Annotated in this window: 18 protein-coding genes, 1 pseudogene and 1 riboswitch; of the genes and pseudogenes, 9 read left to right on the forward strand and 10 right to left on the reverse strand. The window is 41.7% G+C overall.

From position 1 onward, the window contains the following. Window positions 1-15 precede the first annotated feature (15 nt). The 9 genes from atpA to DXD68_RS22455 all read right to left on the reverse strand — a co-directional run bounded on the left by atpA (window position 16) and on the right by DXD68_RS22455 (window position 7,923). On the reverse strand, window positions 16-1,596 hold the full coding sequence (gene atpA / locus DXD68_RS22415) for a F0F1 ATP synthase subunit alpha (RefSeq protein ID WP_122363686.1): 1,581 nt from the start codon (window positions 1,594-1,596) through the stop codon (window positions 16-18). A 12-nt stretch (window positions 1,597-1,608) separates the two neighbouring features. Beyond that, window positions 1,609-2,151, reverse strand: a complete 543-nt coding sequence (locus tag DXD68_RS22420; protein ID WP_122354312.1) for a F0F1 ATP synthase subunit delta — start codon at window positions 2,149-2,151, stop codon at window positions 1,609-1,611. 3 nt (window positions 2,152-2,154) lie between these two features. Further along, window positions 2,155-2,655, reverse strand: a complete 501-nt coding sequence (atpF, locus tag DXD68_RS22425; RefSeq protein ID WP_122363687.1) for a F0F1 ATP synthase subunit B — start codon at window positions 2,653-2,655, stop codon at window positions 2,155-2,157. Between the two features lie 14 nt (window positions 2,656-2,669). After that, window positions 2,670-2,927 (reverse strand): ATP synthase F0 subunit C, encoded by a 258-nt coding sequence (atpE, locus tag DXD68_RS22430; protein ID WP_122354310.1) that lies wholly within the window; start codon window positions 2,925-2,927, stop codon window positions 2,670-2,672. 52 nt (window positions 2,928-2,979) lie between these two features. After that, a complete protein-coding gene (gene atpB, locus DXD68_RS22435; protein ID WP_122363688.1) occupies window positions 2,980-4,038 on the reverse strand; it encodes a F0F1 ATP synthase subunit A in 1,059 nt (352 codons plus the stop codon). After that, window positions 4,016-4,447, reverse strand: coding sequence for a hypothetical protein (locus DXD68_RS22440; protein WP_122363689.1), 432 nt, complete (start codon window positions 4,445-4,447; stop codon window positions 4,016-4,018). Before DXD68_RS22440 ends, atpB begins: the two co-directional genes overlap by 23 nt. 12 nt (window positions 4,448-4,459) lie before the next feature. Beyond that, window positions 4,460-4,699: a F0F1 ATP synthase subunit epsilon gene (locus DXD68_RS22445; RefSeq protein ID WP_122354307.1), complete on the reverse strand. Its 240-nt coding sequence runs from the start codon at window positions 4,697-4,699 to the stop codon at window positions 4,460-4,462. A gap of 6 nt (window positions 4,700-4,705) precedes the next feature. After that, entirely contained in the window at window positions 4,706-6,223 is a 1,518-nt protein-coding gene (gene atpD / locus DXD68_RS22450) for a F0F1 ATP synthase subunit beta (protein ID WP_122354306.1), read from the reverse strand. Between the two features lie 365 nt (window positions 6,224-6,588). Beyond that, window positions 6,589-7,923, reverse strand: coding sequence for a threonine/serine exporter ThrE family protein (locus DXD68_RS22455; protein WP_122363690.1), 1,335 nt, complete (start codon window positions 7,921-7,923; stop codon window positions 6,589-6,591). Between the two features lie 534 nt (window positions 7,924-8,457). Here DXD68_RS22455 and DXD68_RS22460 point away from each other — a divergent pair. From DXD68_RS22460 to DXD68_RS22485, 6 genes are all read left to right on the forward strand, one after another. Then, on the forward strand, window positions 8,458-10,200 hold the full coding sequence (locus DXD68_RS22460; protein ID WP_122363691.1) for an N-acetylmuramic acid 6-phosphate etherase: 1,743 nt from the start codon (window positions 8,458-8,460) through the stop codon (window positions 10,198-10,200). 4 nt (window positions 10,201-10,204) lie between these two features. After that, on the forward strand, window positions 10,205-10,792 hold the full coding sequence (locus tag DXD68_RS22465; RefSeq protein ID WP_122363692.1) for an RNA polymerase sigma factor: 588 nt from the start codon (window positions 10,205-10,207) through the stop codon (window positions 10,790-10,792). A 166-nt stretch (window positions 10,793-10,958) separates the two neighbouring features. Next, a complete protein-coding gene (locus tag DXD68_RS22470) occupies window positions 10,959-11,951 on the forward strand; it encodes a FecR family protein (protein WP_122363693.1) in 993 nt (330 codons plus the stop codon). Window positions 11,952-12,196: 245 nt separating this feature from the next. Further along, complete coding sequence (locus DXD68_RS22475; RefSeq protein ID WP_122363694.1) at window positions 12,197-15,676, forward strand: TonB-dependent receptor; 3,480 nt, start codon at window positions 12,197-12,199, stop codon at window positions 15,674-15,676. A 61-nt stretch (window positions 15,677-15,737) separates the two neighbouring features. After that, window positions 15,738-17,522: a RagB/SusD family nutrient uptake outer membrane protein gene (locus DXD68_RS22480; RefSeq protein ID WP_233577272.1), complete on the forward strand. Its 1,785-nt coding sequence runs from the start codon at window positions 15,738-15,740 to the stop codon at window positions 17,520-17,522. A gap of 197 nt (window positions 17,523-17,719) precedes the next feature. Next, window positions 17,720-20,065 (forward strand): alpha-N-acetylglucosaminidase, encoded by a 2,346-nt coding sequence (locus DXD68_RS22485; RefSeq protein WP_158585925.1) that lies wholly within the window; start codon window positions 17,720-17,722, stop codon window positions 20,063-20,065. Between the two features lie 191 nt (window positions 20,066-20,256). Here DXD68_RS22485 and rhuM read toward each other — a convergent pair. After that, window positions 20,257-20,388, reverse strand: a pseudogene (rhuM, locus tag DXD68_RS24605) (RhuM family protein); the annotation flags it as partial. Window positions 20,389-20,541: 153 nt separating this feature from the next. Next, a riboswitch (cobalamin riboswitch) is annotated at window positions 20,542-20,742 on the forward strand. Between the two features lie 33 nt (window positions 20,743-20,775). Here rhuM and DXD68_RS22495 point away from each other — a divergent pair. From DXD68_RS22495 to DXD68_RS22505, 3 genes are read left to right on the forward strand one after another with little or no spacing between them, the layout of a single operon-like run. Continuing rightward, the gene (locus tag DXD68_RS22495; protein ID WP_122363696.1) at window positions 20,776-22,773 is read left to right on the forward strand and encodes a TonB-dependent receptor plug domain-containing protein; all 1,998 of its coding nucleotides are present in this window, start codon (window positions 20,776-20,778) and stop codon (window positions 22,771-22,773) included. Between the two features lie 39 nt (window positions 22,774-22,812). Then, window positions 22,813-23,898, forward strand: coding sequence for a DUF5074 domain-containing protein (locus tag DXD68_RS22500; RefSeq protein WP_122363697.1), 1,086 nt, complete (start codon window positions 22,813-22,815; stop codon window positions 23,896-23,898). A 14-nt stretch (window positions 23,899-23,912) separates the two neighbouring features. Beyond that, window positions 23,913-25,037 carry an ABC transporter substrate-binding protein gene (locus DXD68_RS22505; protein ID WP_122363698.1) on the forward strand — a complete coding sequence of 375 codons (1,125 nt, stop codon included), beginning with the start codon at window positions 23,913-23,915 and terminating at the stop codon, window positions 25,035-25,037. Window positions 25,038-25,641 lie beyond the last annotated feature (604 nt).

Raw genomic sequence — 25,641 nt, forward strand, 5'->3', positions numbered from 1 at the left:
TGTAATTTTCAATTTTCAACTTTCAATTTTCAATTGTTTTGCCGTCTCTTCCAGGATATTACGGACTTCATCGTTTATCACACCGGATTTCAATACATCCAGTACGTCCTTCTGATGATTGGTGATCAACGTCTGAAGGAATGCCTTCTCAAATTCGTGTACTTTATTCAACGGAACTTCCTTCAACAAGCCTTGTGTACCGCAGTACAGGATTGCTATTTGCTGTTCCACGGGCATCGGGTTGTATTGGGGCTGTATCAGCAGTTGTGTATTCTTTTGTCCTTTATCGATCGTGAAGGCCGTAACCGCATCCATCTCGCCGCCGAATTTAGTGAACGATTCCAACTCGCGGAATTGCGCCTGATCGATCTTCAGTGTACCGGCCACCTTTTTCATCGCTTTCAACTGGGCGTTACCACCTACACGGGAAACGGAAATACCCACATTGATAGCCGGGCGGTTACCCTGGTTGAACAGGTCTGTTTCGAGGAATATCTGTCCGTCGGTGATAGAGATCACGTTCGTCGGGATATAGGCGGAAACGTCGCCGGCCTGTGTCTCGATGATCGGTAGGGCAGTCAGGGAGCCGCCACCTTTCACAAGATCTTTCATGCTTTCCGGCAGGTCATTCATTTCGCTTGCCACTTCCTGCTGGTTGATGATCTTGGCTGCACGTTCCAGCAAACGGGAGTGCAGATAGAAAATATCACCCGGATAGGCTTCACGTCCGGAAGGACGGCGAAGAATCAGAGATACTTCACGGTAAGCTACTGCCTGTTTGGACAAGTCATCGTAAACGACCAGTGCATGGCGTCCGCTGTCGCGGAAGAACTCGCCGATAGCCGCTCCGGCGAAAGGAGCGAAGTACTGCATGGCAGCCGGGTCGGAAGCCGTGGCGCTGACCACGATCGTGTAGTCCATCGCTCCTTTTTCCTGTAATGTATTGACCAGGGAAGCCACGGTCGAACCTTTCTGCCCGATTGCAACGTATATACAATAAACGGGTTTCCCGGCTTCGTAATTACTGCGCTGGTTGATGATCGCGTCGATGGCGATAGAGGTCTTTCCCGTCTGGCGGTCGCCGATGATCAACTCACGTTGTCCGCGTCCGATAGGGATCATGGCATCGACTGCCTTGATTCCGGTCTGCAACGGTTCGTTTACCGGCTGGCGGAAAATCACGCCCGGTGCTTTCCGTTCCAGAGGCATCTGGTATTTTTTACCGGTAATCTCCCCTTTTCCGTCGATCGGGTTTCCCAGCGGGTCGATTACACGTCCGATCATATTTTCGTTCACGTTGATGGATGCGATACGGCGAGTACGTTTTACGGTATCGCCTTCTTTCACCTGGTCGGTCGGGCCGAGCAGTACGGCACCCACATTGTCTTCTTCCAGGTTCATGACGATAGCCTCCATACCGTTGTCGAACTGTAGCAATTCGTTGGCCTCGGCATTATCCAGTCCGTAGATACGCGCCACACCGTCGCTCACCTGGAGTACGGTACCTACCTCCTCCAGCTGGATACTGGTTTGAATACCTTCCAGCTGCTGGCGTAATATGGCGGAAACTTCACTTACTTTTATCTGGTCTGTCATACGTTTTACTTTTTAATTTTTTTCGATTAGCTGATTCCTGATCTCCCGGAGTTGTCGGGCATAGCTGGCATCTATCCGGTAGTTACCGATACGTAGCACGAAACCTCCGATCAGTTCCGGCCTCGTCACTCCCATGAACTCGATGGTATTGCCGGTTTCTTTTTTCAGCCGTTCCTTCAAATGTTCCTGCGTAGCTTCGTCTACCGGAACGGGAGTTTTGAATAATACCCGGGTAATCTTTTTATCCTTCCGGTACATATGGATATAAATGTATGCCATAAGCGGTAGCAAGCTCTCTCTTTTGCGCTGAAGTACCAGGCGGATAAAGCGGATAAACAGCTCGCAGACTTCCAGTCCGGCCGCCGTTTTGAGCAACTTCACTTTTTCCTCTTCCGGAAAGATCGGGTTATCCAGTACGGCTTTCAGTCCCGGCTCCTGCTCGAAACTGACGGCCAGCATCTTCATATCATCATATACCCGGGTTTCCTGCTGCTTGTCTTTTGCCAGTGAAAAGAGTGCTTTGACGTACCGGGAAGAGATTGTACCTACATCCATATATTATGATTTACTAAACGAAACATTGTCGAGCAGCCCGTTGATGATCTTTTCCTGTTCATCCGTGCGGCTGATCTCCTCTTTCATTACTTTCTCTGCAATGGCAACGGACAGGTCGGCTATCTCGGTGCGGACTTCGCGGATCGCTTTGTCTTTTTCCTCCCGGATGCGCCGGGTAGCCTCTTCCAGTTGCATATGCGCTTCAGCCGAAGCCTTTTGCCGGGCTTCGCTGATAATCTGTTCTTTTTCGACCAGGGCTTCTTTCAGAATCGTATTCTGCTGCTCTCTTGCCTGGGCAAGAATCTTTTCTCCTTCGGCCTGGATGCCGGCAAGCTGTTCGTTTGCCTGGCGAGCCGATTCAAGGGAACGATCGATGTATTTTTTCCGTTGTTCCACGGCCTTGATAATGACCGGAAAGCCATACTTGGACAGAATGACAAAGACGATTCCGAAAGAAAGGATCATCCAGAATAAAAGCCCTGCGTCTGGTGTGAGCAATGACATAGTTCGTTTTTATTTTATTGGAACAATCCTAAGAAACATACTACGATCGCAAACAGGGCGACACCTTCCACCAACGCACCCATGATAAGCATGGATGTACGGATATCACCGGCTGCCGACGGCTGGCGGCTGATTCCTTCAACTGCTCCTTTTCCAATCAGTCCGATACCGATACCTGCGCCGATAGCGGCTAATCCTGCACCTACGGTTGCTCCAAGTTTTGCGATGCCCATACCGGCTGTTGCTGCTTGTAATAAAATTGCTGATAACATAGTTTCAATCTTTTAAATGAATTAGTAACCTTGTTTTTAATAATATGTTTGTTTATTCCCGTACCTTGGCCAGTCCGATATAGTTGGCGGACAGTAAGGTGAATATATAGGCTTGCAAGCATGCCACCAACAGTTCGAGGCAGTTCATGAACACGGTGAACAATACGGAAACGACTGTCATCGTGCCGTTGATAGCTGTCCCCATCGAGGCGGTGATAAATATCAGGCAAGTCAGTGCCAGAATGATCGTATGCCCTGCCATGATATTGGCAAACAGACGGATCATCAGGGCAAACGGCTTTGTGAATACGCCAAAAAATTCCACGAAGGGCATGATCGGCAAAGGCAGTTTCAGGAAGATAGGGGCATTCGGCCAGAATATCTCTTTCCAGTACGCCTTGGTAGCAAACAAGTTTACTGCCAGGAAGGTACAAACTGCCAGTACGGCGGTGATCGTAATATTACCTGTGATGTTGGCACCTCCGGGGAATACCGGAATGATACCGATCAGGTTATTGATCAGGATAAAGAAGAACACCGTCAGCAGGTATGAGGAGAAAGGCTTGTATTCCTTACCGATCCCTTCCTTCACCACTCCTTCGTGGATGAACATGACCGCCATTTCCATCAGTCCCGTAAATCCGCCCGGAGCTTCATTCGGATGCTTCTTATACCATCGGGCTGTCCTGAGGACGATGAAAAGCAGTATCCCGCAACTGAGCAACAGGCCGCAGACATTTTTGGTCAGCGACAGGTCCAGCGGTTTGACTTCTTCTCCTTTGCTGTTTTTCTCCACTACCTTACCGGCATGATCACCTTCTTCTGCAATATAGTAGTTGTGATGCACATTTCCATGATGCAGATGCGAGGAGAGGAACAGGTCCCATCCGCGCTCTTCACTTTTCAGCAGGATGGGAAGGGGTATGGATATTTCCTTTCCGTTCCATTCCGTGATATGCCAGGTATAAGCGTCCTTGATGTGAGAAAAAACGATATCCTGCACATCCACCTCACCCGGTTTGTTTTCAGCGGCAGCACTTGCCGGAAAGCTGATCCATGCCAGTAACAAGAAGGTAAACCATAACAGGCTATTGTTTTTTATTCTGCTCATCTTTTTCTTTCTTTTCACTTTTCATTCTCTTTTTCTCAAACAGATACAATGTATATGTTTCCAGCACAAGATAAATGAAATAGAACAACATCATCGTAAAACCGAAAGCTTTCAGGTTTTGTTTGACCAAGACGGCGTAGAGCCAAAGGAAAACTAATGCGAGGGTGAACTTGCACAGACGGACTACCATATAAGTAACTACTGTAACGTCTCCGTGTTTCCGTTTCACATGATCCAGAAAAAAGATCATTAACATACTGCTTAACCAATAGAATACCGGTATTGACGGATACCACTCAAAATAGTGTGAAGGCCAGATGGTGTATAACAGCCCCCCCAAAGAGACGCCGATAACTACATTAATAAAGGTAGTCAAGCCCATTAGCTTCATTCTTAATCTACCGCTCATGATCGTATTTTTTTATTCGATGCATACGGACAGGATATCGTCTTTTATCTCGACAAATCCGCTCTGTATATTTATTTCCTGTTGCTCTTCTTTCCCATTTGCCTGGTACCGGATCGCCCCTGCTTCGAGGGCAGCTATCATCGGAGCGTGATGAGGCAGCACGTCGAACGAGCCTGCCGTACCCGGAAAGGATACATAATTCGTTTCTCCTTTGAATAAAATGCCGTCGGGGGATATGATTTCCAGTTCCATGCTTTATTAATTTGCTTGTTCTGCCAGTTTCTTTCCTTTTTCAATCACATCTTCAATCGTTCCTACATTCAGGAAGGCCTGTTCAGGGATATCGTCTGTCTCTCCGTCCATGATCATATTGAATCCGCGGATCGTATCTTCGATAGAGACCATTACGCCCGGTACGCCGGTGAACTGTTCCGCCACGGCGAAAGGCTGCGACAGGAAGCGTTGTACGCGGCGGGCGCGGTTAACCGTCTGGCGGTCCTCGTCCGAAAGTTCCTCCATACCCAGGATTGAGATGATGTCCTGCAATTCCTTGTTACGCTGGAGGATCTGTTTTACACGCTGGGCTGTTTCGTAATGTTCTTTGCCGACAACCAGCGGGTCGAGGATACGGGAAGTCGATTCCAACGGGTCGACAGCCGGATAGATACCGAGCTCCGTGATCTTACGGCTCAACACGGTGGTTGCATCCAGGTGTGTAAAGGTGGTTGCCGGAGCCGGGTCTGTCAAGTCGTCGGCGGGCACATACACAGCTTGTACGGATGTGATGGAGCCTTTCTTTGTCGAAGTGATGCGTTCCTGCATAGCACCCATTTCTGTTGCCAGGGTCGGTTGATAACCTACGGCAGACGGCATACGACCCAACAGGGCGGATACTTCCGAACCGGCTTGTGTGAAACGGAAGATATTATCAATAAAGAACAGGATATCGCGTGTCTCGCCCTCCGGAGCCAGGTCGCGGAACGATTCGGCTATTGTTAAACCGGATAGGGCTACCGAAGAACGTGCTCCCGGGGGTTCGTTCATCTGCCCGAATACCAGGGTAGCCTGCGATTTCGCCAGTTCTTCATGGTCTATCTTCGACAGGTCCCAATGACCGGCTTCCATACTTTCTTTAAATTCCTTACCATAACGGATCACGTTCGACTGGATCATCTCGCGCAGCAGGTCGTTACCTTCACGGGTACGTTCACCTACACCGGCGAAAACAGAGAATCCGTTGTTCTTCTTGGCAATGTTATTGATCAGTTCCATGATAAGAACTGTCTTACCTACACCGGCACCACCGAAAAGTCCGATTTTACCACCCTTGGAATAAGGTTCCAGCAGATCGATCACTTTAATACCTGTGTAAAGGACGTCCTTACTGGTTGTTAAATCCTCAAACTTCGGTGGTTCACGATGGATGGGAAGAGCTCCTTTACGATCCAGTTCTTCCATCCCGTCGATCGAATCACCGGTCACATTCATCAAACGCCCTTTTACCTGGTCTCCAACAGGCATGGTAATGGGCGAACCGCATGATACGGCTTTCATTCCTCGCTGCAGTCCGTCCGTCGTGTCCATAGCCACTGTACGGACTGTGTTTTCCCCAATATGCTGCTGTACTTCAACAATCAGCACTTTTCCATTGGGGCGGGTTATCTCCATGGCATCATGGATGCGTGGTAACACAATTTTCTCTTCTTTTTCATTATCGAAGTGAATATCCACTACCGGACCGATAACCTGCGAAACATAACCTTTTGTTTCTCCCATACAATTCTTTTTAACCTCATCAATTTGTTTTCAACCCTGCAATATTACGAAAACAACCCGCCGGAAAACCGAAGATATTACTTTTTTGGCTTTTTTGCACTTAGTTAAACTTTAAACTAAATTGTGTTGTGTTCTGAAATAAACCAACCATTATGAAATATGGAACAATTCGAGGGCGTAAAGCCCCCTCTGATTTGTCAATAAGCGGTTATTTTAGGGTTGAATGCAAAGTCCGTCGAAAACAGTTGTTGTGTTTCTCATTGTTAAAAAAAGAGGAAATTATTCCTCTCCCTATATTAATATATGTAAGAGGCTGCCTAAAATAGTATAGGCAGCCCCTTGTTTTATCTTCGGAAAATTATTTTTTACCATTCTAGGAACTTGCCACGTTGCCGGCGTTTCTCCAATTCTTCCTGCAAATACTTTTTCCGGTCTTTTGCAATGTATTGACGGGCAAAAATATTCGGAACGGCAACTCCCAGTGAAATACAGAGAATGATAAGGGCTGAATTGATACCGTTGAAGAATGCATTCGTTACCTCGCCGATCACTCCGTGCAGGTTGATGAAAGCTAACAGGGAGCGGTACATCAGGACTCCGGGGATCATAGGGATTACCGACGGGATCGTTAATACATGGTTGGGGACATGAAACCAATGGACTGCCTTGACAGCCAGGAGGCTGACCACGAAACTTCCCATGAACGAGCCGATCACAGGACCGTAACCGAGTTCGAAGTTCACAAAGTTACGGGTACACACAGCAATGATACCACCAACGGCAACGACCCATAACAGGCGGCGCTGTATATTGAATATCATTGAGAATCCCATAGCAGCGATAGCAGCGGCGATTGCATAAACATAATAAGGATCATGGGGAACCATGCTTAATTCGCTGAATTTATGGTCGATCGCAACATCATTCATGACCAGTATGCGCAGCGCGAATGCGATACCGAAAGTCATTGCACCTACCATCATAGCGGTATTGGCGGCACGTGTCATCCCAACCAGCAAATGGTTGTCGAGCATATCGTCCACAAAGTTGATCAGCGGCACTCCCGGCACAATGAACAGAGCACAGGCGAGTAGCGGATGGTAGGGTGTCTCGGATAAGCCCGAAAAAGAGGAGAGGTATGCTGTACAGGTGGCTATAAAAGCGGCTAGTGCTATGCTCATATATACGTTTAAGCCGGCTTCAACGCATCGTGCACGTACCCTGAAACCAATGAATGCACAAATGGAAGCGAACAGAAAGGCAATCCAGTCGGAACCGAACAGTTTACAGAATCCTCCACAGGCAAATCCTGCACCGATAGCGACAATATAAGGTACATAGTTGCGTGGTTTCCGGGCTATCTTTTCCAGTTCTTCTTCGTATTTGTCCAGCGAATAATCTTTTTCGATGGCATGCCAGGAGAGGTCGCTGACTTGTGAGATAGTGGTCATGTTAATGCCATGTTTCTCACATTTCTGGAATTTGGAAAACGAGTTCCTTTCATCGCTCACATTCACCATGATCATCGTCCACCGGATATCGATATGTAATTTTTCTTCCGGGATACCCATAAAAGCTGCTACTCGTTTCATATTCCGTTCAATACGGTTGGTGTCGGCAGCACTTTCCATCAATAATTTGCCTGTACGCAGCAAAAGGTCCAATTTGCGTCGCAGTAACAATACTTCCTTGTCTGTCATCTTTTTGTCTAATCCTTAAATGTATCTAATAACCTAAACGAACGGTAACAATGAAACCAATTCGGGGTGTAAAGATATTACTTTTCCTCGTTATGTTCAAAAGGGAAAGGCCAAGTAGAAGGTAAAGTGTAAATTATCGTCCGGATCTGCAATATAGAATGTAGGCTTTGTGAATTGATGAAATTTCTGGTCGTTTATTTGTAGGTGTCGATAAATTTTGCGAATATTGTGCAGGAATCGGATCGAGTATTTTATAATGATTGAATATTAGAGTATTGTTCGGATTTGATACGATAAAGATTAAAGGTACGGACTTTTTAACATTAAATTTTTTATCAATCGAAAATGAAAATTCAACACACAAGCATGTTATATGTGATTGCCTTATTGTTTTTCTCTTTGGAATTTGCTTTGGGTATTAACAGTTTCTTGGTACCGGTCTTAAAAAATGTGTTTCAACTATCGAGCGTTAATTCTAATTGATGTATGCGTTATATATATGATAAATCAACAAAAGATTATTGTGAATAAGAAATGAAAAAACATTTTTTAGGGATTGATATTGGTGGATCCTGGTTAAAAGGAATGCTTGTCTCATGCGATGATGATTGTTCGGCCCGACAATTGGCTATGGAGTGTCGTCATAAGAAGCCGGTTCGGGTGAGTAGCCATTTAGGTCGTGAGGCGACAGTTTATGATTTTATTCAGAGTTTGGAACTCTTGTTAAGGGACTTGAATATTGATGCGAGGAAAATAGATGGGATTGGGATCTCGTCTGCGGGTATCGTTCACTATGACGGTAGTGGAGTGGCATTATGTGCTTCTCATTTAAGTGCATTGATGTCAAAGGAGTGGATCGACTATTTGAAAGAACAAATCGGAGCCCCGGTTGTTTTAATTAACGATGCGGAAGCGGCTTGTATTGGTGCGGCGAGTTTAGATTATTTATCCGGTAACGTTTGTTATGGAATAGCGCCTATTGGTACCGGGTTGGGTTTTGTGGTGTTGAGAAATGGACGAAGATGGTGTGAGGCTTCGGTTCAGTTGCCTCTTTTAGGATCGGTTTATACACAACCAGATTCTAATTTTGATACTCTTGTCGGTGTATCGAAATATGCTCGGTTGGGAAACAGTAATAGTTTATGTGAGTTCTTTACAGAAAAAGAACATGAAAATTTAAGGAATACTTATTTGGATAATCTGGCCGGAGTGATTTATTCTTCTTCTGTGATTTATGGGGTTGAGGAGTTTTGTATAGCGGGCGGATTAGCGAATGCCGTTACTTCATTGGATTGGAATTTGGAATCAAAATTAGAGAAGTGTTTGAGCCATTATCCCATGTATAACCAAAAAAAGTTACGAGTACGTGTTTTTAAGGAAGGCAATCAATTACCGTTGATTGGAGCTGTGTTGTTGGCCAGAGGGAATAGTTTTGTTATTGAGAACCGTCAGGTTTTAGCTTATTCCGATATGCGAACGGAACAACCGTATGACGCCTCTCTTATGTTAAACAAATTGGATACGGCCTCTGTGTTGGAGAAGTTGTTTATGTTGGAACAAGAGGCCGGATCGAGATTGAAAGATTCATTACCGGTTCTCAAATCTATTATCGATCAGATTGTTCCTAAATTGTCAAATGGAGGCCGGTTGATTTATGTAGGATGTGGAACAAGTGGGCGTTTAGCTGCGATAGATGCGGTAGAATTAGCTTGTACGTTTGGTTTTCCGCGAGATAAGGTGTTAACGTTTATTTCTGGGGGTATAACGGATGCCGCGATAGATATAGAACAGAATTTCGAGGAGGATGCAAGTGCTGTTCCAGAATTATTAATGGCTAATGTTTCACAGAAGGATGTGGTTATTGGTATTTCCGTAAGCGGAAAGGCTTTTTATGTGCAGTCCGCGTTAGCTTATGCAAAAAAAGAGGGGGCTTTATCGGTTATGATTCAGGCTGTTGATAAGGAACTTCCTTTTTGTGATTATGTCTTACCTTTGAATACAGGGGGAGAATTAATCGCCGGCAGTACTCGGATGAAAGCTGGTTCCGCGACAAAGAAGGTACTTAATTTTATTTCGACAACCGTCATGATTCGACTAGGGAAAGTATATGGCTGTTATATGACGGAACTGGAATGTCTCAATGAGAAATTAAGGGAACGGGCTGTCGGGATACTCCGGATTTTATTTGGCTTGTCTGACGCGGAAGCTTTGGACAAACTGAAAGAAAATAACTATAACTTAAATCAGACAATCAGGAAAATCTCAATTGACGAATGAAGAAATGAAGATATTCGGTGGTCATAAACGTGCTTATATAGATAAGGAATATGAATTGATATCGGAATTGAAGCGAGGTGATTATGACGCTTTCGATAAACTTTACAATTTATATGCTGATAGTTTATATAGCTTTATATTGAAAATGACGAAATCTCGTTCTGAATCAGAAGATATTCTACAAGAGACTTTTTTAAAAGTCTGGTATATGAGGGAGAAGATTTCACCGGATAAATCTTTCAAATCTTTTCTTTTTACTATATCCCATAATTTGATCATTGATTCATTTAGGATAAAGCTAAACAATATAGATTTTGAGCTTTTTCTACAAAATGATATAGAACATCCTTTAGAGAACTCGATGGAAGAGAGTTCGGAAGATTTTTTGAAACTATTATCGTTGGCTAAGAGAAAGATTTCAGATAAACAACGTGCTATCTTTGAATTGAAATATGAAAAAGGGTATTCTAATGTCGAGATTGCAGAGAAGTTGAATCTTTCTGAGAAAACAATCAGGAATCAATCGTCGATTATTGTAAATATAATAAAAAATGCTTTGGCTTTGATTATCTTGTTTATTATCAGTCGATAATGAGTCTTAGGTGATATCTGCCGGAATGACTGGGAGGCCGAATAAAATCTTCTATATGGATTTTATTCGGCTTTTTATAGTTTTTGGAATGTGGAAAGGATTTTTTTCAAAAAAGTCGGGACAATTTTTGACTTTTTCCGTATTATCTAAAACTGTATACTAAAATATGGAGAATACATTATTGTTAAGAGAGTTGTTGCACAAATATTTTCATGGTAAGTTGACCAAAAAGGAGTTGACTGACTTCCGGTCTGTGGTTAATGAAATGTCCGATGAAATGTTCAAAAAAGAATTGGATTTCATTTGGAATAATGAAAACGATGTAATACCAATGGATACATTAACAAAAAATAATATTCTTCAGTCTGTACATAATATTATAGATCATAAAGCGATAGTTGTAAAAAGAGTATTCAACTGGTGGAAAATTGCTGCCATTATTATGATGCCGATATTGCTTATAAATATTTCTCTATTATTTATGGATAATAAAGAAGAGTATGTGGCAAATGTTCAGGAATATACAGTCTTGTCTGGAAAAGGACAGAAAAATCAGATATTATTACCGGATGGAACTCATATTTGGTTAAATTCCGAATCGGAAATAAGTTATACTTCCAATTTCAATCAATCGAATAGAAGTATAAAATTGAAAGGGGAAGCCTTCTTCGATGTGAAAAAGAACGAGTATTTACCTTTCAATGTGGAGGTCGACTCAATTAATATTCAGGTATTGGGCACAGCTTTCAATGTATCTGCATATGCTGACGATCCAAATATTAAGGTTTCATTAGAGAGAGGTAAGGTGGAGGTTCGGATGCACGATGATAATAGTTTTCTGGCTACATTGAATCCGAACGAACAAGCTACTATAGATAAAAAGAGTATAGTAACAACAATCACTGACTGTGAGGCTTATACAGAAAGTATATGGCGACAAAATGTTTTAAAAATAAACAATATATATACGGATGAAATGATAAAGAAATTGGAACGTTGGTATGGAGTTCATATCAATGTGCAAAATATGCCGGTATCGAAGAGGTACGGACTTACGATAAAAGAAGAATCTTTGCGTGAAATGTTAGAACTGATCAATAGTATAACGCCTATTATATATAGGATAGAAGGAGAGGAGGTGACAATATCATATAAATAAATAAAAAGTATAGAGAACTGCCATTCTCTATACTCTTAAGGTATATTACCTCAAATCTGAGGTAAATAAAGTAATACATAATAGATATTATATCGAATAAATTCAAGGATGCTGAAAATCAATATCCCTATGGCTTATTCTATATAAACTCTAATTGACAAAGTTAGAAATATCATTGATATTTTTAAACTATTGGGTGAATATTTTTATTGATAAAATATTTAAATCAACTTAAATCTGTACATATGGTTAAAAAAATAATATTCTTATTGGCATTTTTTTCCTTTTTTGTAGTGATAAATACTACTGCCATAGCTCAATCAGCACAAAAAATAGATATTACGCTGAAGAAGCAAACGATAAAAGAATTAATATCTACATTAGAAAAGAAAACTGATTATACTTTCTTGTATAGTGATATTGATGTAGATGCTCCTGTCGATATTGATGTAGAGGGGAAAAGTATCCGGGAAGTTTTGAATATGGTGTTTGGGCCGTATGATATCTCATATGAGATAAAAAATAAAAGAATCATACTGAGGAAGGGAGCAAATAGAACAACTGATCAGACATTAAATAAGATTATTGTTAAAGGAACTGTTTTGGATGCTCAAAACGAACCTCTTTCAGGAGCTTCGATTACAATAAAATCTCAACAGACAGGAACGGTTTCGGACATTGATGGTAAGTTCAGTTTGGAAGTACCTCAGAATAGCGTAATTAGTGTTTCTTATCTGGGGTTTGTAAGCAAAGATGTTAAAGTCACGGATGGCAGAGATTTAAGAATCGTTCTGCAAGAGAATGCTAAGCAATTGGAGGGTGTAGTCGTAGTGGGATATGGCGTACAGAAAAAGGTAAATATTAGCGGCGCTGTAGATGCAGTAGGAACTGAAGTGTTTGAAGGTCGATCATTTCCTAATGCTACGCAGGCGTTACAAGGTGCTGTTCCCAACTTGAATATAAGTTTGGCAGACGGAAAACCCCAACGTGCTGCTTCTTTCAATATACGCGGTACTACTTCAATTGGGCAGGGAGGTAATGCTTTGGTTTTAATAGATGGTGTGGAAGGAGATCCTTCTTTGCTTAACCCCAATGATATTGCAAGTGTCAGTGTTTTGAAAGATGCCGCTTCGGCTGCTATTTATGGTGCTAGAGCAGCTTTTGGAGTAGTGTTGATAACAACAAAAGCTCCACAAAAAGGTAAAGTATCAGTTAATTATACCGGAAACTTTTCTCTCAGATCGATTGCGAAAAAGCCAGAGTATGTAACTGATGGTGTGACTTATTTGGAACATTTCAGAGAAGCGTGGTGGAACCAGAACGGAACAGTACCGGAAAATCTGAATGGTTTTCAACCCTATAGTGATGCATGGCTGGAACGCATGAGGGCTTGGAAAGCATCAGGCGCAGGACCGAAGACTGAAATATTACCAAATGGAGATTATGAGTATTATTACAACATGGACCATTATGATCTTTTATATAAAGACCACTCTTTTGCTCAGGATCATAACTTGAATATTTCAGGGGGGAGCGATAAGAGCGATTTTTATATTTCAGGACGTTTTTATGGTTTCGATGGTATGTTTAACTTTAATCCGGATGATTATAAGGCCTATAATCTAAGGGCTAAAGGTTCCCTTATGGCTACGAAATGGTTACGTATTTCCAATAATATGGAATTTTCTCGAGATTATTTCCATCAACCTCTTTTCGGAGCTGCTTCTGGCTTTCTTACTCCCGAGCGTTGTATTGAAGTAACAGGCTTTCCAACAATGCCGATATATAACCCTGATGGGACTTATACACGTACAGGGGCTTTTGGTATTGGCGGTTTGATTAATAAAACGAATTATAGGGATAATACGAGAAATTTGTTTAAAAATACAGTCGGTTTTAGTGCTAATTTCCTTAATAATACATTACGTGTTAATGGAGATTATACTTTTAGTTATGATGTTGGCGAACGTTTTGAAAAAGCGGTTAAAGTTCCGTTCTATGATAATGCGAATGCAACAGCTCCTACTGGAATATTTGGAGACGAATTAGGAAGTATCCTTGAACGGACAGGTAAAACGATGTATACGGCTTCCAATATTTATGCAGAGTATGAAAATACATTTGCGGAAGATCATTATTTAAAAGCGATGGCCGGTTGGAATTACGAAACATCTACTTTTAAAGTGAACAGCATTTCGCGTAACGGGTTGTTAATTGAAAGTGCAGAAAGCGTGCAATTAGCTACCGGAAAGTCTATTTATCCATCAGCAGAGTATGTTAGGTGGAGAACATTGGGTACGTTTTTCCGCCTGAACTATAGTTATAAGAATCGTTATTTGGTGGAAGTAAATGGACGATATGATGGTTCTTCTCGATTTCCGAACAATCAGCAATGGGGATTTTTCCCTTCTATTTCAGGTGCATGGAGAGTTTCGGAAGAATCGTTCTGGCATGTGAATGATAATATTTTATCAGATGCTAAGGTGCGTGCTTCTTATGGCTCTTTAGGTAATGGGAACATTTCTCCTTATCAATACTTGGATTTGTTATACATTTCTAACTCGAGGTTGGTACTTGATGGTGCGTTGCGTAAAAGAACAAGTGCTCCCAATCCTATTCCGGATGGACTGACATGGGAAAAAGCTACCACTACGAATATTGGATTGGATTTTGGAGTATTAAAAGGTAAATTACGTTTCAATGGTGATTATTACATTCGAAAAACGACGGATATGTATGTACCGGGACCTACTTTACCTGATATTTTTGGTGCTGCCGCTCCTAAAGGTAATTATGCAGGGATGACAACGAAGGGATTTGAACTTACCCTGAATTGGCAAGATCAATTCATGCTAGCTGATAAAAACTTCAATTATCAGATTCGTGCAACTCTATACGACTATGTATCGAAAATCGACAAGTATAACAATCCAACCAAGCGATTTACGGATTATTACGAAGGAATGACCGTTGGTGAGATTTGGGGATTTAAAACGGATGGATTATTCCAACATGATCCGACGCCGGAAGAATATGTCAATACTATTTTTACACCTTCTTCTGATTCTAAATGGCATGCAGGTGACCTGAAGATTCAAAATTTGGATAATAGTCCTGATAATATGATTACTAAAGGCGATCAAACGGTAGATAATCCCGGAGATATGACTATTATCGGTAACTCTTCTCCTCGTTATCAGTATAGTTTTACTTTGAGTGCTGATTGGAATGGATTTTTCTTATCTGCGTTCTTCCAAGGGGTAGGCAAAATGAATTGGTATCCGGGAGCGGAATCTGCTTTTTGGGGACAGTATAATCGGGCATACAACCAAATACCGTCATGGCATCTAGGTAATTATTGGACACCGGAAAATACAGGTGCTTATTTACCACGCTATAGGGGAGGTCAGAATCCTCCGGTATTTGAAGCGAACGATAGATATTTGCAAAATGCAGCTTATTTGATGTTGAAGAATTTGCAGATAGGTTATACGCTACCTGAATCATGGTCATCAAAGATAGGTGCAAAGAATGCCCGTATCTATTTGAGTGGTGAAAATCTAGCAAGTTGGTCGCCTCTCTACAAGGTAACAAAAAATAGCATGGATGTTCTTACTGCGATGGGAACGACAGATCCTGACGGCGATGGTAGTTTTGATCAAGGATCAGGAAACGGATACCCTTTGTTGAAGACTTTCTCACTTGGTGTTTCAGTTACTTTTTAGTTTAATCTTTTACTTCCAGAATATGAAAAAGTATTTATTTATATTACTAGCTATAGCGTTCTTGTTGCCAGGTTGTGAATTGAATGAAGAACCAGTTTCCACTATCGACAAGAACTCTGTTTTCAGTAGTGAAGAAGGTTTGTCTGCCTATTCTATGTCATTTTATGAAATTTTCCCGTCTCCTACTGTGCAAGGCGCAATAGAAGGAGGTTATGAAGGTTTCGGTGCGATTCCTACTGATTATTGTGCTGCTCAGTCTATTCTACCTTTTGTTCTACTGAATGGAGTCAGTGAAAATACGAGTACGGGCTGGAACTGGGCGAATTTGCGTAACTTGAATTACTTTATTGTTAATTGTACGAATCCTGATGTTCCGGAAGAGGTAAGAAATAATTATATCGGACTTGCCAGGTTCTTTCGTGCATGGTTCTATTTCGATAAGGTGAAGACATTTGGTGACGTACCTTGGGTAGATCGTCCATTGGATCCTCAAGATGAGGATATATTGTATGGCTCACGTGATTCACGAGAACTCGTGATGGAAAAGGTGTATGAAGATTTGATGTTTGCAGCTCAGAATATAACCCGTACTACAGATGCGACCCAGTGTACCTATGTTACCAAGTGGGCTGTATTGGCTTTTGCCTCTCGCGTTGCATTATTTGAAGGTACTTTTCGGAAATATCATAATCTGAATTTAGCAACATCGGCTGACACGTGGTTGAAACGAGCTGAAGATGCGGCATACGAAGTAATGCAGAGTTCGGGAAAACGGCTAAACCCCAGTTATCGTGAATTATTCACCAGTAATAATCCTCCTACTACCGAAACAATTTTAGCTATTACGGGAAGTGAGTCTTTAGGTATAATGCATAGTACTAATTGGTATTGGTCGACGGGAATTACAGTTACAACGCATTTTATTCGTCCTTTTGTATGTACTTATTTGCAAAAAAATGGTACGCCTTATACAGATCGTCCGGGGTGGCAATATGAGGATTTTTACGAGGAATTTCAAAATCGTGATGAACGATTGAGTGCTACACTTCGTTATCCGGGATATAAACGTGAAGGAAATCTTGCGTTACCATTATTGAATGGTATCGGTCGGTTAGGTTATCAGATGTATAAACTTTGTGTTGATGCGACGGCTCCTGATGCAGCTCAGTTAAGTACTCATGCCTTACAGGTGATACGTTATGGAGAAGTGTTGCTTAATTATGCCGAGGCAAAAGCTGAATTAGGGACATTTACGAATGATGACTGGAGTAAAACGATAGGTGCTTTACGGGAACGTGCAGGTATTACGGGAGGTCTTACGAGCAAACCGACTGTAGTGGATAATTATTTGAAAAATACTTATTATCCAAATATTTCTGATCCGGTGATTTTGGAAATACGCCGTGAGCGTGGAATTGAACTATCATTTGAGGGGGTCCGTTTTGATGATGTTCGTCGTTGGAAATGTGGAAATTTATTTAAAATGAGTTGGACGGGTATGTATATTCCTTTTATTAACCTGCCGTTAGACATAGATCATGATGGAACTCATGATGTGATCTATTATACAGACGAGGCTGAGCTGGCAAAGGCAGATGCTTTATGCAATAATCCGAATGTATATAAAGTTGCGGTAAGTACAAATCCTGATTCACCTTTGTTACAGGTTCATCCTGCAGGTGATGGCGTAGGATACTATTTGGCATGGCGTACCAATGAAGATCATCTTAAAGTTTGGGGATCAAAGCAATATTTATATCCTATTCCTAGAGCAGCATTAAATCTAAATCCGAATCTCGGTCAGAATCCAGGATGGGAAAATGGTGCCACCAATGATGGAAACTAAAAAGTAGAGATCTTTTAGTTTTTATAAAAGGAAGCTGTGTCAAAAGTGATCATTCTGTTCTCTTGTACTTGTGTACAACGTTGATATACAATATTCGGGGTGAAATGGTGGGTCGATTCCGCCATAAAAGAATGTACTTTTGCCACAGTTCCTGTTTGATATTTATAAGATTATTGAACAACCATAATATTTCATATATGGAAAAGAAAAAAATAATAACCAAAACGAAAAATAGACTTTATTATGATGGTTATCATCTTTCTCGACGGGATTTTTTGACAAAAAGCATTACATGTATTGGAGCTCTTAGTGCTTTTTCGAGTTTTACAATGTTTACGACTAGTAGTTGTGTGTCCGGGCATAGTCTGCATACAAGTGATTCTGTCGTGGCAGCGGATAATCTTCTGAAAAGAGTTGTTCCAGAACTTGTAGACAAAGTTCGGTTTGAAGAAATTCCTTCTGATAATGATTTAGATGTTTTCGAACTGCAAAGTGATGATGAAATCCTCGTGATTCGTGGCAACAACGGCGTTTCGATGGCTTCGGGACTAAACTGGTATTTGAAACATTACTGTCATTGTCAGATCACTTTTCGTGATCGACAACTGAACATACCAGATCTGTTACCCCAAATAGCAGAAGTCGTAAGGATTGTATCTCTGTATCAATACCGTTATTATTTTAATTATTGCACATTTGCTTATACATTAGCATGGTGGGATTGGAACGATTGGGAATGGATGATTGATCTGATGGCTCTTTACGGTATTAATGTTCCTTTAGCGGTGACTGGTCAGGAAGGTATTTGGCGGAATGTTGGAAAACGTCTAGGTTTATCAGAGGAACAGATGCAGGATTTCTATGTTGGACCAGGTTATTTGCCATTTGGTTGGATGGGGTGTATCGACCGCTGGGCAGGACCGCTTCCTAATTCGTGGATCGATGATCATATTGAACTTCAAAAGAAAATTCTCAAACGGGAACGTGAACTTGGAATGACCCCCGTTTTACAGGGATTTAGTGGACACGTCCCGCGTAAATTGAAAGACGTTGATAAAAATGCTAAGCTGGTCAAACTATCTCCATGGGTTAATTTTGAACCGACTTATTTTGTTGATCCTGCTGATCCGTATTTTATTGAAATTGGAAAAATATTTCTCGAAGAGCAAACGAAACTTTTCGGAACTAATCATCTTTATGCTTCGGATCCATTTATTGAAATGCCGCCCGAGAATAATGATCCCGAATTTATACGCAAAATGGGATCATCTATCTATCAATCTATGCAGTCTGTCGATTCCGAAGCTGTTTGGATGTTGCAAAGTTGGCCTTTCGTTCATTTTAATACGGAGTTTTGGCAAGCACCGCAAGCCGAGGCGTTCTTCCGGAGTGTTCCACAGGGTAAATTACTGATTCTTGACTTATATTGCGATGTGACGCCGGGCTGGCCTAAATTTGAAAATGCCTTTTTCGGTCAACCGTGGATTTGGTGTATTATCCAGAATTTCGGAGGACAGGTTAGTTTACATGGAGGGCTTGACATTATGGCCGCGGATCTGCGTAAAGCCCTTGAACAGCGAGGGAAAGCTTCGGGTAATATGGCTGGAATTGGATATGCTATGGAAGGTCTTTGCTATAATCCTGTTATTGACGAGTTTCAATCGGATATGATTTGGCGTGCTTCCATTCCTGATATCACGGAGTGGCTTAGTGGATTTGTTAAACGGCGTTATGGGAAAGACTTTCTTAAAGCTCGGGAAGTTTGGGGTAAATTACATCAAACAGTTTATCAGCAGAATCAGAATCATGGAAATATCCTACAGGCCCAACCGTCATTTACTTATAAGGCTGCAAAACCTGATAAGACTTTCGCATTGATTTGGAAATCTTTTTTAGATATCTCAGATGAAGTAGGTAAAGAGAAAACTTATCAATTCGATATTGTGAACGTGACACGGCATGCATTAGGTTTATTAGCGCCTCTTTATTATGGAAAACTTATTACAGCCTATCTAAATAAAGATCGAGATGCTTTGAAAGCTGCTTATGAAAAGATGGATGAATTAATAAACGATATCGATCGGCAATTGGCTACTAATTCAGAATTTTTGTTGGGGGCATGGCTTGAAAGAGCAAAACGCTGGGGACACACACAAGATGAGAAAAAACAATATGAATGGAATGCCCGTAAAATTATTTCAGTTTGGGCATTTGATGGTGAACTTAATGATTATGCAGCTAAACAATGGTCAGGAATGATGCGTGATTATTACGGGCGTAGATGGAGACATTTTTATAACTCGATAGACAAATCATTAGCTGACGGTACGAAATGGGATAGTCGTCATTATACGGATGATCTCTTACGGTTACAAGAAGATTGGACGAGGGAGACAACTGTTTTCCCTGCTCATATAAGTGCTGAAGACCCGGTTGTTGTTGCAAAATCTCTTTACGAAAAATATGCTGGTGAATTTGAAGTCCCTTTGAATGTCCCGAAATTCAAGATGATGGATGGAGTTCCAGCGCTGCTTACAGAGTAAAAAATCAATGCAGTTCTATAGATTCGGTAAATATTGTTGCTACTGACAGAGCAGTTAACAGTAGACAGAGGGTAGGGAGGGTGGGCGACCATAGTTGAAGCGTAGCGTGTCATGTAAAAAAATAATCCAGATTAAATATCTTCCATAAAGAATAATTACATATATTTGTTTAATCTCTATTATTATTTTATTGCCCATTGCCTGAACTGTACACCTCTTTTGCTAGAAACCCTGTAACCGACCGAAATGATCATGTCAAGGTAGTAAAAATCAATGTATCGATTAACCTTTCTATTACCTTCCTGACGAACTACTCGAATTTTTATTATTTACAGGTAAATCAGGTGTTTAATGTAAAAGTACGATAAACATTTCGATAATCAGTCAGAAAAGAAGGCGGATATTGATTAGTGCCCAGACCCACAATTATAGAAAAGTGGCAGGTCGGATAATAGGGATTTCCGATATATTTAGTACTTTTGCCATCGAATTATGGTGTAACGGCTTAGTTTCCACTATCCGTTAGTAAAAGGGAATCCGGTGTGAATCCGGAACTGTACCCGTAGCTGTAAGTTCTGTAACCCCGGCAAATCTTGTTGCCACTGACTGCAAAGTTGGGAAGGCGGCCGATCATGGGAGAACGAGTCAGAAAACCTGCCATCATTCTGTTGATGCGATACCTCGGGTAAGGTATTGATAGACCTGAAGATATGCGAATATTATATGTTAAAATGATTGTATGCCTGGTTGGTATACTTCTGTGTGTGCCTGCTGTGTATGCACAGACAATTGATACGACTGCTTATCACCAGCTGAAAGGTGTCGAAGTGGTGGAGAAGGCACGTCCGTCCACTACCCGCGAAGCGACTCCTTTGCAGGTGATGGATCGTGCCGGTATTGAGCGGTTGGGGATACAGGACCTGTCGGAAGCGGTAAAGCGTTTTTCCGGTGCTACCGTAAAGGATTACGGTGGGATAGGAGGACTGAAGACTGTTTCTGTGCGCAGCCTGGGGGCACAACATACAGCCGTCAGCTATGATGGCGTGACGATAACGGATGCCCAGAGCGGACAGGTCGATATCAGCCGCTTCTCACTGGATAATGTAGAAATGGTTTCACTTTCGATCGGACAGACCGACGATATTTTCCAGACAGCCCGGATGTATGCATCGGCGGGGGCGTTGAGTGTGAAGACTAGTTCTCCGGACTTTACATCTTCTCCTTTCCATTTGAAAGCTCAATTGAAAGCGGGGTCATTCGGTCTTGTGAATCCTTATTTACGTTATGAGCAGAAGTTCGGTAAAAAATGGTATGCCTCCTGGCATGGCGATTATTTGCGGGCTGATGGTAATTATCCGTTTACCTTAGTGAACGGTGACTTGGTAGAAAAGAAGAAAAGAAATAACAGTGATATCGAATCCTGGCGTACAGAACTTAATTTTGCAGGTGATTTGGGAAAAGCCGGTACGCTGTCGATGAAAGGATATTATTTTGATTCCCACAGAGGACTGCCAGGGTCTGTAATTCTCTACAATGATTATTCAGGTGAACGCTTGTGGGATCGGAATGCCTTTGCACAAGCTCGTTATGAGAATCGTATAACTGAAAAGTTCGCTTTGCAGGCACAGGCCAAATATAATTACTCCTGGATGCGCCATTTGGATGTTGATAATAAGTATGAGTCGGGAAGACAGGATGACCGGTATACACAAAAGGAATATTATCTTTCCGTATCCGGTTTATATTCACTGACAGATCATCTTTTGTTTTCTTTGGCTGAAGATTATTTCATCAATACATTGGATAATACCATTCCGGAATGTCCTTTCCCAAAAAGATATACTTCTTTAACGGCTTTGGCCGCCCAATATAAAGATACAAGATTGACTGCCACAGCCAGTTTATTGGGAACTTATATAACCGAGAAAGTAGAAAGAGGCGACAAGCCGTCTGACCGTAAACGATTATCACCGGCAGTCAGTTTATCATGGAGGGTTATGCCTGAATATAATTTCCGTTTACGAGCTTCTTATAAAGATATATTCCGTGTTCCGACTTTTAATGACCTGTATTATCTGCGGATGGGAAATACCAATTTGAAACCGGAGCGTGCAACTCAATATAACCTGGGAATGACCTGGAGTGGTTCGTTACCTTTTATTAATTATCTGAATGCATCTGTGGATGGTTATTATAATCGTGTGAGTGATAAGATCGTTGCCATACCGACTATGTTCATCTGGAAAATGATGAATATGGGGGAAGTTTCAATCGGGGGAATTGATGTCAACTTGTCGGCAGAGGTTCCTTTATGGAAAAATATTTCTTTATCCGGACAAGCTTCTTATTCCTGGCAACATGCGATAGATATAACAGACGAGACTGAGAAGAATTATCGGGATCAAATACCTTATACTCCACGACATTCAGGAAATGTATCTGTGGCATTCCAAATGCCCTGGGTCAATGTGTCTTATTTATTGACCGTGGTAGGAGACCGCTATGCAAGTCCCCAAAATATAGGAAGGAATCTGATAGATCGTTATGCGGAACAAACGATTTCGCTGAATCGATCGTTTACTTTTGCTTCCTGTTCTTTGCGGTTGCAGTTTGATATTATAAATGTCGGTAATATAAATTATGATGTGATAAAGTACTACCCCATGCCCGGACGTTCTTTCCGGGGAGGGCTTGTTTTTGTGTATTAAGAATAGATTTTGGTTAACAAACAATTAATGTAATTAGAAATGAAAAAGAATTTTTATTGGTTTGCCTGTCTTGCTTGTGCAGTGCTGGCTTTTTCTTCTTGTAGTGATGATGACGATAAGAATGGACCGGATGTAGAGATCCCGGAAGAAGTAACAGGTGTTTATATTCTGGATGGTGGTAGTTTTGGTGATAATAATACCGGAATTTCTTATTTGGACTCAGAAGGAAAGGTAACAGAAGATATTTTTAAGAAACAGAATAACCGTGCTTTGGGAGATATGGGACAACACATGATTAAATATGGTTCTAAACTATATGTATCGGTGTATGGTTCCAAGACTGTTGAAATATTGGATGCTGCCGATGCTACAAGCTTGAAGCAGTTGACTTTGACTGACGATCAGGGTGCAACACGTGCTCCACGTATGTTTGCTGCCTATAAAGACAAAGTGTATCTGACTACTTTTGACGGTTATGTAGCTAAAATAGATACTGCATCGATGGCTGTTGAAGGCTATGTGAAAGTAGGTCCTAACCCTGACGGCATAACGGTTGCCAATGGTCGTATCTATACGGCAGATACAGATGGAATGAACTGGCCGAGTCAAAGTACCAGTGTTTCTGTTATCGATATTAATAGCTTTAAATTCGAAAAAACAATTACAGTGTCATTGAACCCGAATTATATCTATTCAGATTCAGATGGTGATGTATATGTTATTTGTATGAGCGACTATTCAGATGATAAATCGTATATTGTGCAACGTATTGATGCTAAAACAGACGAAGTAAAGACTGTAGAAGGTATTAAGGCTTATAAAATGACTGTTGCGGATGATATCGCATATATCATGTTCAATGATTATTATGCAAATGAAGTGAAGTTTTATAAATACGACCTGAAAAACGAGAAGCTGTTGAGTGATAATTTTATCACAGATGGAACTGTAGTCAGCTCTCCTAATGGTATCGGTGTTGATCCCGTTACAGGTGATATCTATGTAGGGAAAAGCAATAAGAAGAACAATGGAGATGTTTATATCTTCTCTTCTGAAGGAAAGTTGAAGTCTCAGTTTGAAACGCTTCCTTATCCGTCAGAATTTGTATTTATGACTAATAAGTAAAAACACTTTGTGATTTGAAACAAATTTGTTTTTTCATAATATTTGTGCTTTGGGCTGTTTCGTGTACTCAGTCCAAAGTTCAGAACACTACCGGAAGTGATTTATTAAGTTCCGACACCATCCGTTACGCCCAAGGATTTACAGTTCAATATTTCGACGACTATACTTCCGTCGAAGTCCGTGACCCCTGGGACAGTACCCGTATCCTGCAACGGTACCTTTTGGTAGACCGTGAGCAGTCGGTACCGGATAATCTGCCGAAAGGAACAGTGGTGCGGACTCCTATTCGTAATATAGTTGTCTATACCTCCGTGCATGCTGCTATTATCGATCAGCTGAATGAAGCTGATAAGGTGATCGGTGTATGCGAACCCCGATATATGGATACTCCTGCCATTCAGGAAGGTCTGCGTGCCGGACGGATTGCCGATTTGGGTGAAGCAACTTCGCCGAATATAGAAAAGATCATCGATATAGGGGCGGAGATCATTATCGCTTCCCCCTTTCAGAATGCGGGGTATGGCCCGGCTGAGAAACTGGGTATCCCAATTATCGAGGCAGCCGACTATATGGAGTCGTTGCCTCTGGGACGGACTGAATGGATACGTTTCTATGGCTTGTTGTTTGGAAAGAGTGCGATGGCAGACTCCATCTTCCGCGAAACGGAACAAAGCTACCTGGAACTGAAAGAACTGGCAAAGACCGTGACCAACCGTCCGACCGTCATCTCCGAAAAGAAATTCGGCTCTTCCTGGTATATGCCGGCCGGCGATAGCTACATCGCCCATTTGTATGCCGATGCCGGTGCAGATTATATCTTTAAGGATCTTCCCGGAGCAGGCAGCACACCTCTGGCTTTTGAAACCGTGCTCGATAAAGCCATCCATGCCGATATATGGCTGATCAAATATAATCAGGCAAATGATATGACATACAAAGATCTGCGTACCGAGTATACTCCCTACGAGAACTTTGATGCCTTCAAGAACCGTCGGATCTATACCTGTAATACGGGTGTTGTCCCTTATTATGAGGAGTTTCCGATCCATCCGGATTATCTGTTGAAAGACCTGGTGTGGGTATTTCATCCTGAATTACTGCCCGGTTATACACCGCGTTATTACCGGAAGATGGAATAACGTAATTCTACCTAAAAGTTTTTCGGATTTATTTGTTATTTGCAATAATTGCTTATAATATCCTGTTTATTAGAATATAACGCCATTGCAAATGCCTCTTTTATTTGCAATGGCGTTTGTCATTTGTCATATATACATAAAGTTTTCAAAAAGTATCTGCCATCTGTCACCTGTCGGTGTAACATTCATGTTATCAAACGATAAAGTGTTGCAGACGTTTCTTTTTATCTGCAACTTCATCTGTCACCTGTATCGTTATCTGCATAAGACTATGTATTAATAGCCATGTAACTGCCTGTTAAAAAGGGAGATACTAATACAAGAGTCCCGACCTGTTAAAATTACCCTGTACAGGGTAACCTGGTAGAGTGTACAGGCTGGTTTTGTATGGTGTACAGGGTAATTTGCCAGGGTGTACAGGGTAGAAATAACAGCTCAAATCTTAACATTTAGTTCTTCCTGTCTTAATATATAAAAGCTGCTAGAGAGGGTGGGAGTGTGATTATCATAATCCAGGGTTAAAACCCCGGGCTAATTTGGGGTCAGGCTTACAGCCTTCAAGATTAATAAGAACCAGGTACGCGGATGACGCGGATTAGGCGGA

Source organism: Parabacteroides sp. TM07-1AC, assembly GCF_003480915.1.
GTDB classification, from domain to species: domain Bacteria; phylum Bacteroidota; class Bacteroidia; order Bacteroidales; family Tannerellaceae; genus Parabacteroides; species Parabacteroides chongii.

Bases quoted from the DNA above. Each gene is read 5' to 3' on its own strand.
- DXD68_RS22460 (WP_122363691.1), top strand. From the start codon at position 8,458: ATGAAAAAACATTTTTTAGGGATTGATATTGGTGGATCCTGGTTAAAA.
- DXD68_RS22455 (WP_122363690.1), bottom strand. From the start codon at position 7,923: ATGACAGACAAGGAAGTATTGTTACTGCGACGCAAATTGGACCTTTTG.
- atpA (WP_122363686.1), bottom strand. From the start codon at position 1,596: ATGACAGACCAGATAAAAGTAAGTGAAGTTTCCGCCATATTACGCCAG.
- DXD68_RS22470 (WP_122363693.1), top strand. From the start codon at position 10,959: ATGGAGAATACATTATTGTTAAGAGAGTTGTTGCACAAATATTTTCAT.
- atpE (WP_122354310.1), bottom strand. From the start codon at position 2,927: ATGTTATCAGCAATTTTATTACAAGCAGCAACAGCCGGTATGGGCATC.
- DXD68_RS22420 (WP_122354312.1), bottom strand. From the start codon at position 2,151: ATGGATGTAGGTACAATCTCTTCCCGGTACGTCAAAGCACTCTTTTCA.
- DXD68_RS22475 (WP_122363694.1), top strand. From the start codon at position 12,197: ATGGTTAAAAAAATAATATTCTTATTGGCATTTTTTTCCTTTTTTGTA.
- DXD68_RS22445 (WP_122354307.1), bottom strand. From the start codon at position 4,699: ATGGAACTGGAAATCATATCCCCCGACGGCATTTTATTCAAAGGAGAA.
- DXD68_RS22485 (WP_158585925.1), top strand. From the start codon at position 17,720: ATGGAAAAGAAAAAAATAATAACCAAAACGAAAAATAGACTTTATTAT.
- atpB (WP_122363688.1), bottom strand. From the start codon at position 4,038: ATGAGCAGAATAAAAAACAATAGCCTGTTATGGTTTACCTTCTTGTTA.
- atpF (WP_122363687.1), bottom strand. From the start codon at position 2,655: ATGTCATTGCTCACACCAGACGCAGGGCTTTTATTCTGGATGATCCTT.
- DXD68_RS22440 (WP_122363689.1), bottom strand. From the start codon at position 4,447: ATGAGCGGTAGATTAAGAATGAAGCTAATGGGCTTGACTACCTTTATT.
- atpD (WP_122354306.1), bottom strand. From the start codon at position 6,223: ATGGGAGAAACAAAAGGTTATGTTTCGCAGGTTATCGGTCCGGTAGTG.
- DXD68_RS22465 (WP_122363692.1), top strand. From the start codon at position 10,205: ATGAAGATATTCGGTGGTCATAAACGTGCTTATATAGATAAGGAATAT.
- DXD68_RS22495 (WP_122363696.1), top strand. From the start codon at position 20,776: ATGCGAATATTATATGTTAAAATGATTGTATGCCTGGTTGGTATACTT.
- DXD68_RS22500 (WP_122363697.1), top strand. From the start codon at position 22,813: ATGAAAAAGAATTTTTATTGGTTTGCCTGTCTTGCTTGTGCAGTGCTG.